The organism is Treponema zioleckii, from assembly GCF_014737315.1.
Taxonomy (GTDB): Bacteria; Spirochaetota; Spirochaetia; order Treponematales; family Treponemataceae; genus Treponema_D; species Treponema_D zioleckii.
Genome location: NZ_JPUF01000091.1, coordinates 1 through 10,458 on the forward strand (window position 1 = coordinate 1; position 10,458 = coordinate 10,458).

Annotated in this window: 18 protein-coding genes; all 18 read right to left on the minus strand. The window is 32.1% G+C overall.

What is annotated here, in order from left to right:
• Positions 1-38: 38 nt before the first annotated feature.
• Positions 39-326: a hypothetical protein gene (locus JI65_RS15765; protein WP_191018120.1), complete on the minus strand. Its 288-nt coding sequence runs from the start codon at positions 324-326 to the stop codon at positions 39-41.
• A gap of 2 nt (positions 327-328) precedes the next feature.
• Entirely contained in the window at positions 329-625 is a 297-nt protein-coding gene (locus tag JI65_RS15770; protein WP_191018121.1) for a type II toxin-antitoxin system RelE/ParE family toxin, read from the minus strand.
• A 131-nt stretch (positions 626-756) separates the two neighbouring features.
• The gene (locus JI65_RS15775) at positions 757-1,143 is read right to left on the minus strand and encodes a hypothetical protein (RefSeq protein WP_191018122.1); all 387 of its coding nucleotides are present in this window, start codon (positions 1,141-1,143) and stop codon (positions 757-759) included.
• 143 nt (positions 1,144-1,286) lie between these two features.
• Positions 1,287-1,550, minus strand: a complete 264-nt coding sequence (locus tag JI65_RS15780) for a Txe/YoeB family addiction module toxin (RefSeq protein WP_191018123.1) — start codon at positions 1,548-1,550, stop codon at positions 1,287-1,289.
• Between the two features lie 2 nt (positions 1,551-1,552).
• Positions 1,553-1,810 carry a type II toxin-antitoxin system RelB/DinJ family antitoxin gene (locus tag JI65_RS15785; RefSeq protein ID WP_191018124.1) on the minus strand — a complete coding sequence of 86 codons (258 nt, stop codon included), beginning with the start codon at positions 1,808-1,810 and terminating at the stop codon, positions 1,553-1,555.
• A gap of 150 nt (positions 1,811-1,960) precedes the next feature.
• Complete coding sequence (locus JI65_RS15790; RefSeq protein WP_191018125.1) at positions 1,961-2,512, minus strand: hypothetical protein; 552 nt, start codon at positions 2,510-2,512, stop codon at positions 1,961-1,963.
• A gap of 447 nt (positions 2,513-2,959) precedes the next feature.
• Complete coding sequence (locus JI65_RS15795; protein ID WP_191018126.1) at positions 2,960-3,505, minus strand: hypothetical protein; 546 nt, start codon at positions 3,503-3,505, stop codon at positions 2,960-2,962.
• A 196-nt stretch (positions 3,506-3,701) separates the two neighbouring features.
• Positions 3,702-4,607, minus strand: a complete 906-nt coding sequence (locus JI65_RS15800) for a LysE family translocator (protein WP_191018127.1) — start codon at positions 4,605-4,607, stop codon at positions 3,702-3,704.
• A gap of 129 nt (positions 4,608-4,736) precedes the next feature.
• Positions 4,737-5,543, minus strand: a complete 807-nt coding sequence (locus JI65_RS15805) for a hypothetical protein (protein WP_191018128.1) — start codon at positions 5,541-5,543, stop codon at positions 4,737-4,739.
• Between the two features lie 13 nt (positions 5,544-5,556).
• On the minus strand, positions 5,557-5,712 hold the full coding sequence (locus tag JI65_RS15810; RefSeq protein ID WP_191018129.1) for a hypothetical protein: 156 nt from the start codon (positions 5,710-5,712) through the stop codon (positions 5,557-5,559).
• Between the two features lie 161 nt (positions 5,713-5,873).
• Positions 5,874-6,728, minus strand: a complete 855-nt coding sequence (locus JI65_RS15815; protein ID WP_191018130.1) for a hypothetical protein — start codon at positions 6,726-6,728, stop codon at positions 5,874-5,876.
• Between the two features lies 1 nt (position 6,729).
• Positions 6,730-7,767, minus strand: a complete 1,038-nt coding sequence (locus tag JI65_RS15820; RefSeq protein WP_340138457.1) for a radical SAM protein — start codon at positions 7,765-7,767, stop codon at positions 6,730-6,732.
• A gap of 25 nt (positions 7,768-7,792) precedes the next feature.
• Entirely contained in the window at positions 7,793-8,113 is a 321-nt protein-coding gene (locus JI65_RS15825) for a hypothetical protein (RefSeq protein WP_191018132.1), read from the minus strand.
• Positions 8,114-8,436: 323 nt separating this feature from the next.
• Entirely contained in the window at positions 8,437-8,817 is a 381-nt protein-coding gene (locus JI65_RS15830; RefSeq protein WP_191018133.1) for a hypothetical protein, read from the minus strand.
• 105 nt (positions 8,818-8,922) lie between these two features.
• Positions 8,923-9,210, minus strand: a complete 288-nt coding sequence (locus tag JI65_RS15835) for a hypothetical protein (RefSeq protein ID WP_191018134.1) — start codon at positions 9,208-9,210, stop codon at positions 8,923-8,925.
• 1 nt (position 9,211) lies between these two features.
• Entirely contained in the window at positions 9,212-9,457 is a 246-nt protein-coding gene (locus JI65_RS15840) for a type II toxin-antitoxin system RelE/ParE family toxin (protein WP_191018135.1), read from the minus strand.
• Positions 9,458-9,594: 137 nt separating this feature from the next.
• On the minus strand, positions 9,595-9,990 hold the full coding sequence (locus tag JI65_RS15845; protein ID WP_191018136.1) for a hypothetical protein: 396 nt from the start codon (positions 9,988-9,990) through the stop codon (positions 9,595-9,597).
• Between the two features lie 133 nt (positions 9,991-10,123).
• The coding region (locus JI65_RS17185; RefSeq protein WP_207106103.1) for a hypothetical protein at positions 10,124-10,458 on the minus strand (335 nt) is incomplete at its 5' end.

Here is a 10,458-nt window from a genome sequence, read left to right on the forward strand (position 1 = left end):
CTTGACCGGTTTGCGGTTTAAGCAGTTGTTATGTGATTTTACATCTGCATCAGAGCAGAGTAGTCTACTTTATGTTCTCTTGCGTAGGCAATAAAATCTTTTTCTTCTTTTGTTACGCGGATCTGAAATTTTAGCGGTAGGGCAAATTTTTGTTTTCTACCTGCATTTTCTCTTGCGCCACCGTGACCAAATTTCTTTTCATACGAGGAAAGTCCCGAGATTTTCATATATTCTTTTTCAGAAATAATCTTTTCATCTGAAGAAACTTCTGATTGTAATTTTTTAAATACATAGCCCTCAGAATCTTTTACAAAAACATAATCCATAATCAGACCTCCTTCAAACGTTTCTTAGCAAGCTTAATGATTTCTTTTGGAGTCTTCTGCGTTTTCTTTACAAAAACAACTCCAACAACAATAATTTTCCCGGCGTTATATTTAAATAGAGAACGAAGTTCATTTGTTTTTATTTCAAAAATTTCTTTTTGAATCGGCTTTACACGAACAAATTCAATTCCTTGTTCTTGTATTTTTTTATAATCTGCTTCAAGCATATCTTTTTGAGATTGTTCAAGTGAGTCTATCTCATTTTTTGCTTGAGGTAATTTTTCTACTGTGAACTTCATAATTATAATATTATCATAATTCTTGAAAATGTCAACAATTTCAAGAGACGTAAAAAAATCAGGCTTGACCTGATTTTTTAATTCTAATATTTCTATTTTTCATCGAGCTTGACTCGATGAAAAATATGCCCTTATTTCAATATATAATACACTGTATTACCGGTTCGACTGGCAATAAATCCATGATCAATTGTTGTTATCCAAGCTGATTCTTGAGTTGATTCTGAATCACCAAATCCTCTTCCTAATAACCAATCTTTTATTTGACTTTTAGTCCAGGAATGTCGCCCTTCGCTTGTTATCGAAGGAGAAATTTGAGACCACTGTGAAGATGTAAACTCCAATCTTACATACATACCATCATTTAAGGTTGTATTAAAATTAGATTGAAAATCTGAATATGAACTAAGATCTGTCCAAACAGTATAAGTATCGTCCTCGCTATCGAACTGACAACTTATAAAACTTAAGCTTACAATTCCAATGATTGTAAATAATACAAAAAGTTTCTTTTTCATAAAATCCTCCAAAAATTTTGAGAAAACTTGTTTGAGGATTTTACTTATTAACAATAAGCGCTCCAGTGCGGGCGTCCACATAACAACTGCTTAAACCGCAAACCGGCTTGACCGGTTTGTCGGCTTTGAAGCTTTGTTAGGTTTTATTTATCATCATAGTGATTTTTGCACTGAATAATTTTTATCAGTCCATCTTCGATCTTATAAACAAGACGATTTTTCTCATCTATTGTTCGTGACCAATAGCCACTTAAATTTTCTTTCAATGGTTCTGGATGACCAATTCCGTTATTACCGTTTCGCTCAATATCTGCAAGAAGCTGATTTATTTTCTTGAGCGTTTTCTTGTCCTGCGTTATCCAATATGTATAATCAGCCCAGGCATCATCAGAAAAATCCTTGTGCATTTCTATACCTCGACAAGCTCGTGTATTGAATGCTGGCCATTTTCCATCTGCATTTTTGAATGTTCCAATGCTTTCTTATTTTTCTCAGAATAAAATGAACTATCTTGGACAATCTCAAATGGTATTTTATGCTGAATCAAAGTTTGCTTCAAAAAAATACGTATTGCCGTTGTTGTATCCATTCCAATTGATTCAAAAAAATTATCCGCATCATATTTTAGAGCTGTGTCAACTCTTGTTTGAATTACCGCTGTTCTCATAATTACCTCCGTATTTAAAATATAATACAAAAGTAATAAAAAAGCAATGGCAGTTGAATCTTGTTGTTAAAAAAAAAGGCGGGCTTGACCCGCCGTATAAAACATCAGTCAAGTTTGACTTGGCTGATGTTTAAATTTAACTAATTACTCTTAGAAAGACAATACAAAGCAGACCTTTGGAATTACAGACAGATGAGATTCTGGGTCAAGTCCTACATCTTCATTGTCGTGGAAAATCTTCACTGGATGAACGATAGCATCAAGTCCAAAATTCATTCCAATAGTTTCAGTGAATTTTATTCCGAATTTTACAGCAAGTGCTGGTCCGAACTCGCCGTACATAGTGTCGCTTTCGCCATCAACTCCTGGAATTGAATCAACATTATGGTCAAAGAATACGACTCCAAGTCCGGCACCTGCCTGAAGATACAGTTTTTCTGAAAGGTTGAATCTATATCCTGCTCCCAAAATTTCTGCAATTACAAAATTTGGTGAACCGCTTCCAAATGCAAAATCAGTATTTGAGAAAATTGCAACATTTGCAGGAAGAACATAATCAAAATCGATTGTTCCTCCAAAAGCAATACCGTCATATCCGTCTGAATAATCCATTGCAACACCTGCATCAATATTGAAACTCTGTGCAAATGATGCCCCTGCTACACAAATTGCCATGGCAATTGTCACCAAAAATTTTTTCATAAAATCCTCCAACGATTTTATTTTTGATTTTTTGGGCGAAGTCGAGTGTAACAAGACTTCGCCCAAAGGACTCTTTCAAGTCCTTTGGGTAGTGTACACTACCCAAATTTTTAGAGAAAAAATTTGTTGGATGATTTACCTTATCGACGACAAGTGGCGCAGTGCGCCATCAACCTAACAACTGGTTGTACCGCAGCGGGCCTGACCCGCTGTCGGCTACGAACCTTTGTTATGACAAATATATTTCTTATACAGAATGAGATTCCTTATTTTTTTTTCTATAAGAATTATTCTGTATTTTTTGAAGCTACGCTTCTATTATTTATTATATTTTTTTTCAAGCGGCGTAAAGCCGCGTTCTACCGCTTCCTTGCGCAAACCCTAAAGTTCAATTGTATTTTTAGAAAGCAAGCTTGACTTGCTTTCTAAAATATTCCTTTCTTATAATTAATAGTAAAACCAAGAAGTATAAATTTTCATTTTATTAAGAAGACTATTTTCTTCATTAAATTCTATCCAAGAATCTGAACCACAAGTACATAAATCATACTTTACAAAAGTAATAAAGGAATTGAATTTTTTATATTTAAAATATCCAATATCATTTTCATGTTCTGGCGAAAGGGCATAATAATCAACTTCATATTCTTCAAATTGTTCCTGCCCCCTTAATTTTTCTAAGAATTCGTCTACCATGCTTGGTTGATTACAGAAATTGATTAAATAAATTTTTTGTTCTTCGAGTTTTGGTAGAATATTTCTGTTTAATTTTAGCCAAAAGATTTTTTCATTATTTGTAGTATAAATTTCAGAGGGATTCCATATTACAAATTTTGTATCGAAGGAATTGGGATTATAATATATGTAAATTCCAGCTGGTGCTACATAATTCAAACCGTATATCTTATTATTTCTAATATGACGGTCTTTTAATATAATTATTTCATTATTAATTCTTTCAATTTTCAATTTCTTGTAATTGAAATTTTCCAAAAGCATATCAGAATTTTTTAAAAACAAAAAAACTGAAATAAAAGAAATTATAAATATACTTATTACAAAATAGCTTATATACTTTTTTTTCTATTTTCTTTTCTAAAAAAGGCAGGCCAGTGCGCCTGTCGTCATAACAACTGGTTGTACCGCAGCGGGCTTGACCCGCTGTCGGCTACGAACCTTTGTTATGTGATTATAATTCAATTTTTTCTACTTTTATATTCTCAGAATTTTTTGCAGATTTATAATTATTAATTATTGTTCTATAAGTTCCTAGGAATGCAAACAATATACCAAGTCCAATATCTGGAAGCAAAGATTTTACAAATTCTAAATCACTAAATATAACTGGTGTAAGAATTATAAAACCGAACAAATCCATATTTTCAAATTCTTTCATAAATTGAATGAACAAAACTGCATACTGAGCAAACAAGAATGCAATAACTATTGCTATTACATTCAATATTATACCTTTGCGTGTAAGCTTTCCTTTTGCAATTCCGTACCCTTTAAATGCACAATAAGATATTGCAAGTCCAGCTATTGAAGCAAAAAATCCAAGAGCACCGATTATTATCCATATTGCGGAACCTATTAATGCTCCGATTAAACTTGCAAGAAGACCCTTTATATAATTATTTTTTGCTAACTTATCTTTTTCAAATTGATCGATTACATTTGTACCACAACTTTCGCACAATAGTGAATATACATTCCCATTTGAATAAAATGAAAGGTTCTCTGTATTATCACAATTGGAGCAAATACATTTTCCGTCGATTTCCCTAAACTTATTTACAATACCATTCAAAAAAATATCAACAGTTTCTTTTTCATCTTCAATGTAAACAACACGTACAAGATTTTTGTCTATATTATATTCTGAAATTTGTTTACTTTCCTCAAGTTTATCAAAAAATTCGAATAATTTACTTTTATTATTATTCGGTGCAAAATTAAAAGAAACAATTAATTCATTTTCTGAATCTTGTTTGTCTTCTATTGAAAAAAAATAATCTTCGATTTTTCCAATTCTATCGATACCTATTTTCTTAAAATTTAATTCAACTAATTTTTCAACATTGTTTTCTGTCATTTTTTTACTCCAAAAGCGCCCCATTGCGGGCGTCCACATAACAACTGGTTGTACCGCAGGCAGCTTGACTGCCTGTCGGCTACGAACCTTTGTTAGGTTAATTATACATAAGAATAGTATTCTCCTCCATTATATGGATAACGTAGGGCGATTTCTCCAAAATGAATGAATCCATCTTCCACTTCTATAATGCCCTCTAACAAATACTTTTCCTCCGTTAATTGAAGAGTTTTGTATTTCACCAGGTTCACAAATAGGTGTATTTAATCTAGTTTTTACAAGATAAAAAATTAAGCACATAATTGGAAGTGACAAGAATATAATTGTCTGTCTAAAAAGAGCATCTTTCAATGAATATTTAAATCCGAGATTAATTGATATAAGAAGTGTAATAGCAAAATACAAATACATTATTTTATTGAATGTAAGAGTATATTTTCCAATATTGAGAGAAAAAACACCAAATTGCTCAATAAAATCAGGCATAAAATATTCAGATAAAAGCAAGACTGAAAGAAACACCCCCATAAGTAGGAACGGTATCATTTTTATAAAAGAAATAATCTGACGAATCATAGATATTATTCCTAAAACAATTATGATAATTCCCGCAGGAGGAAAAATTGTAGCAATTACAACACCGATTAAAGAAATTATAAGACCTACAATAATATCTTTTAAAATTCCCTCTGAAATTATGTAAAAAATATCGAAAACTAAGCAGTATGCAAGTATCAAACCTGCATAAATCAACACCCCATTTGAATCCATCTGAAAGCCCTTATAAGATATATAATCTCTTAACAAAGCAAAACCTGCAAAAATAGAATACAAAATTATTGTTTTTACAATAAATCCGATAAAATATCCTATAGCTCCAAAGAATCCTAATTCTCCTAATGTTTCGCCAGATTCAATTGCCGCATTTGTACGCATTTTTTATTTCTCCCTATTTTTTGTGAGCACCATTAACGGTTTTGCAATCGCGATGTGTTGCTTTGAATTTAGCCTTTGCTTCAGACAAACTTCCTGCTTGGACTGTACTAGGTGCAGTATGCATTTTTCCATTCAAATCAGTCCATACGGTTATAACATAAGTATCCATAAATAAAATCCTCCTTTGGATTTTTCCTTGTTTGGAGAAAATTTGCCGGAAGATTTACCTTATTGACAATAAGTGGCGCAGTGCGCCATCAACCTAACAATGAGTTAAACCGCACAGGCCTTGAGCCTGTGTCGGCTTTGAACTTCTTGTTATGTGATAATTTACTTAATTGCTTTTATTTTTTCCAAGTTTTCATCATATTTTGATTTCAATTCTTTGGAAACTTTTTTAATATCATTATTCTTAAAGTCATCTATTTTCATTATTTCCTTCCAAACAATATTTTTAATATCTTTGTATAAATTAAATCCAATTTGTTTATATTTCTCAAAATTTGATGTTTCGTACCATAACCAAACACCATCTGAATAGAAGCCTATTCCAAAATTTTCTTCTGTGTATACCCAATTTCCAAATTCTTCGTTTTCAGAATAATTTCCCATCACATTTTCTTTTGAAAAATCTATTTTTAGATTCATTCGGCATAGAACTTCCCATACCCTTGCCATAAATGCCTTATTTTTGTGAGAATAAATACATGGTACATTTTCAACATTATTTTCGATTGCATCAGAATATATAGTATCATATTCTGATGTTTTTTCGAGAATTTCGTTCCAAGTCTTTATAGTTACATATTTAGCAGAACCAATTTCTTCTTGATGTGAATACTCTTCAGGAACTATATAATATATTTGAATTGCTTTTGATTCTGCAAACTTCTGATAATGTGAATTTATCTTTTGAGAATCTTGCAATTTTTCATGAATATTGACTTTTATCTCAATTAAAACTTTGGGGTCGTTGTTTTTACCAAGACCTACTATATCTATCTCTTTGTTATCGAGATTGTCATCTTTTATATTGGCTTTTTCTCCTGTCGTAAACTGTTCAACTTCATCGAAGTTAAAGCCAAGTTCTTTTATAAAACAATATTTCAATGAGCTTTTCTTGTTATTGAGTGTGCTAATTGTGATATTGACCATTGTGTTTGATTTTGTGTGATTAAACGACATTCTATTTTTTCCTTAAAAGTTTGTTTAGTAAAAGCATTCTCTGTTGAAACTGCATCCATGCTTTTTTCCATTCACATTTTTCTGTAAAATCTGCACTCGGACATGGAAAACAGCCTCTCATCGAATAAAACTCACAGCCATTACAATACTCAGGAATTTTCTTTAGAGTTTTTCCACGAGGTTCAGTTCCTGAATCTATTAAATTACAAGATATAAACTTTCCTTTTGTATCTATGTGTTTTGAAATATTTGATTTGTTTGTATAAAACTTAGAACATTGATTAAAATCAGACCAATCGATTTTTTCAAAATTTGATTTTTTGACTGTCTTTAATGGGTATATTGAAAAATGCTTATAAACTAAATCTGTCGATTTTCCTAGAAGAGCTTTTATATAGAGAGCTTCGAATTCATTTAAGAATGTATACAGATGTTCTCCTGTTAAATTAAAAGCAGGTGTTAAGTCGCTTTCATTAAAAGGTGTGAATCTTATATTAAGATTAGACTCTAAACAGTCATATGTTTTCATCCATTTAGTAAAATAGTCGATATTTTTATTCACTGAATAATTTTGCTGGTGCATAACGCAGTTTATCGTTAATAAACCAGATTTTGCTAATTTTGCTAAAAAACTAGACACAATTTCATTTTCTAAAGGATTAAATTCTGAACGAATTTTTTGTGCTACACCATCTACAGATAATTGAAGTTTCAATCTTTTTTCTTGAATAAAATGGCGTATTTTAGGAGTTTTTAATAAAAATCCATTTGTAGAAACCATTATTCTTTCCTTTGGAAAGTTGTCGTTCAAAAAACTTATGGTTTCAACTAATTCTGCAAAATGTAATAAAGGTTCACCGCCCCAAATTGCAAAACCTTTGGATTTTTTTACACAGTTTTCCCTATAGTATGATATTGCTCTGCGAAGTTGCTCTTTATCAAGGATAAATTTCTCGTTTTTATTATTTTTCTCAGGTCCCATACAATATGCACAAGAAAAATTGCAACTTCTACAACCATACATACATATATTTATCATTTTTTCTTCCTAGTTAAGATAGAGGCTAATACAATTGGGCTAACATAGGAATTTGAGCCGTCTGAATCCTCGTCGTCACAGTCATCATCGTCATCGCAATCGCAGTTGCAGTCGTCGCAGTCATCATCGTCATCACAATCGCAGTTGCAATCGTCACAGTCATCATCGTCATCATCGTCATCGCAATCGCAGTTGCAGTCATCACAGTCATCGTCGTCGTCGCAATCGCAGTTGCAGTTGCAATCATTACAGTCATCGTCGTCGTCGCAATCGCAATCGCAGTTGCAATCATCACAGTCATCATCGTCATCGCAATCGCAGTTGCAGTCGTCGCAGTCATCATCATCGATAAAAGTCAAATCGTTATTACTAATCAAATCTGATAACTCACTACTTACCGAAGCTTTATCTTGAATATTACTGTGATTTCTTTTTATTACAAGAACATCTATATCACCGCTATCCAGTGATAATTTTCCTGTATATTCATCGTACATCTCAAATTCATCAGGATACCACTCATAGAGTTTGTCTCTTACCTCATAACCTTCACAAATTAGTATATACGGTTGAACATAGTCTAAAAGAGTTCTGTTCCATTCTTTAGATTTCTCTTCTAAATCATAATCGGTAATACCATCTAGTTCATTTTTCAATCGACTTAAATCATTAACATTTTTTGTAGCAAAAAAAATAACAATTGGATTTTACACTGTGTTTTAATAAATCCAATCTACAAACGCGATTTTCAAAAATATCAACCCAATCCTTTGCCAACTGATAACCAGAATATCCGCCACAGTCGTAGAAATCATAATACTCATTATAATCAAGAGGTTCATATCTTCTTACAACTTCATGATTTTGTTTCCAATAACCTTGACCGGGATTTATACCTAAGAACATAATTCCTGGATTACAATCTAAATCACTAAAATATATTTGAGTTCCTTTATAATATTCTTCAACATCGGAGTTGTAGGAAGCAATATTTTCAATATCATCTGCAAACGATTCAACATCATTTTCCATTTCATATAATTCACTCATAGAAACCTCATCTAAAAAGCGCCCCAGTGCGGGCGTCCACATAACAACTGGTTGTACCGCAGGCAGCTTGACTGCCTGTCGGCTACGAACCTTTGTTATGTGATTTTACATCTGCATCAGTGCAGAATAATTTAAATTATGCTCTCTTGCATATGCAAGAAAATCTTTTTCTTCTTTTGTTACTCGAATCTGAAATTTTAACGGTGAACCGAATTTTTGTTTCCTTCCAGCATTTTCTCTTGCGCCACCGTGACCAAACTTCTTTTCGTAAGAAGCAAGCCCTGATATTTTCATATACTCTTTTTCAGAGATAATTTTTTCATCTGGAAAAACTTCTGATTCTAATTTCTTGAAAACATAACCTTCCGAATCTTTTACAAAAACATAATCCATATCAGACCTCCTTTAAACGCTGCTTTGCAAGCTTTATCTTATCCTTTGGAGTTTTTTGTGTTTTCTTTACAAAAACAACTCCAACTACAATAATTTTCCCGGCCTTATATTTGAAAAGCGAGCGAAGTTCATTGGATTTAATCTCAAAAATATCTTTTTGCAACTGTTTTACACGGACAAATTCAATTCCTTGAGTTTCAATCTTTGTGTATTCGTCTCCAAGCAGTTTCTGCTGAGATTCTTCCAAAGATTTTATCTCTGCTTCTGCTTGCGGCAATTTTTCTACTTTGAACTTCATAATTATATAATAAGGTGATATTTTGAAATTGTCAACATTTTCAAAATACTATAACAAATCAGGCTTGACCTGATTTGTTATAGTATTTATTCCCATTCTTTTGTATAAGAATTATAATACAGAGCTTCTCCAACTGATAAGTCAAAATAAATAACATAATCATTATCTGAAATCCTATCATACCAGAAATTAATCCCCTTATACTCAGTACCAATTCCACCCCACATATCATTAGGAGCTAAGCCCAAATCAATAAAAGAATCTGGGTTTTTCCCGTTAATATTTTTATAATTATCTATTTTTTCTATAATCTGTTTCCCGATTTTTTTAGCATGATTTTCATACCCATTTCCAATATTCCAATAAAGAAAAAATAATATAAGAAATGAAAAAAGTAAAATAAAGATAAATATGATAATTTTTTTTACCGCTTTAATTTGTATCATTTTTATTCCAAACAGCGCCCCAATGCGGGCGTCCACATAACAATTGCTTAAACCGCAAAAACGGTTTTGCCCAACGGGCAAAATTGGCGCGGAAGTTGCGGTGGCGCAAAGCCACGAAGAGCAACTTACGTGACAAAGTTTTTGTCGGCTTTGAAGTTTTGTTATGCTATCAACCTCGAAAAACCTTCAAGATTGGTATTTTCCATTTTGTCTCTATTATATCTAATATCTTATTCTGCACAAATACTAACAATAGACTAATGGATAGCACAAAAACATATTTTAAGCTCCAATGTGCATTTGGAATTACTTTTCCTGCCAATCGCAAACCTAGAATATGCCACAGATAAATCCATAGAGTTGATTTACTTATGAATACAATAACCTTATTATTTCCTAAAAAATTTAACTTTGACTCAAACTGCATCAATAAGAAAATATACAAAAAAGCATGCATCAAAAATAAATGCCGAGGTGGATATTTATATTTTTGCGTGAAGCAAT

Excerpts from the sequence above, each read along its gene's own strand:
- JI65_RS15765 (WP_191018120.1), bottom strand. The coding sequence starts at position 326 with ATGGATTATGTTTTTGTAAAAGATTCTGAGGGCTATGTATTTAAAAAA.
- JI65_RS15770 (WP_191018121.1), bottom strand. The coding sequence starts at position 625 with ATGAAGTTCACAGTAGAAAAATTACCTCAAGCAAAAAATGAGATAGAC.
- JI65_RS15775 (WP_191018122.1), bottom strand. The coding sequence starts at position 1,143 with ATGAAAAAGAAACTTTTTGTATTATTTACAATCATTGGAATTGTAAGC.
- JI65_RS15780 (WP_191018123.1), bottom strand. The coding sequence starts at position 1,550 with ATGCACAAGGATTTTTCTGATGATGCCTGGGCTGATTATACATATTGG.
- JI65_RS15785 (WP_191018124.1), bottom strand. The coding sequence starts at position 1,810 with ATGAGAACAGCGGTAATTCAAACAAGAGTTGACACAGCTCTAAAATAT.
- JI65_RS15790 (WP_191018125.1), bottom strand. The coding sequence starts at position 2,512 with ATGAAAAAATTTTTGGTGACAATTGCCATGGCAATTTGTGTAGCAGGG.
- JI65_RS15800 (WP_191018127.1), bottom strand. The coding sequence starts at position 4,607 with ATGACAGAAAACAATGTTGAAAAATTAGTTGAATTAAATTTTAAGAAA.
- JI65_RS15805 (WP_191018128.1), bottom strand. The coding sequence starts at position 5,543 with ATGCGTACAAATGCGGCAATTGAATCTGGCGAAACATTAGGAGAATTA.
- JI65_RS15810 (WP_191018129.1), bottom strand. The coding sequence starts at position 5,712 with ATGGATACTTATGTTATAACCGTATGGACTGATTTGAATGGAAAAATG.
- JI65_RS15815 (WP_191018130.1), bottom strand. The coding sequence starts at position 6,728 with ATGTCGTTTAATCACACAAAATCAAACACAATGGTCAATATCACAATT.
- JI65_RS15820 (WP_340138457.1), bottom strand. The coding sequence starts at position 7,767 with ATGATAAATATATGTATGTATGGTTGTAGAAGTTGCAATTTTTCTTGT.
- JI65_RS15825 (WP_191018132.1), bottom strand. The coding sequence starts at position 8,113 with ATGATGATGACTGCGACGACTGCAACTGCGATTGCGATGACGATGATG.
- JI65_RS15830 (WP_191018133.1), bottom strand. The coding sequence starts at position 8,817 with ATGAGTGAATTATATGAAATGGAAAATGATGTTGAATCGTTTGCAGAT.
- JI65_RS15835 (WP_191018134.1), bottom strand. The coding sequence starts at position 9,210 with ATGGATTATGTTTTTGTAAAAGATTCGGAAGGTTATGTTTTCAAGAAA.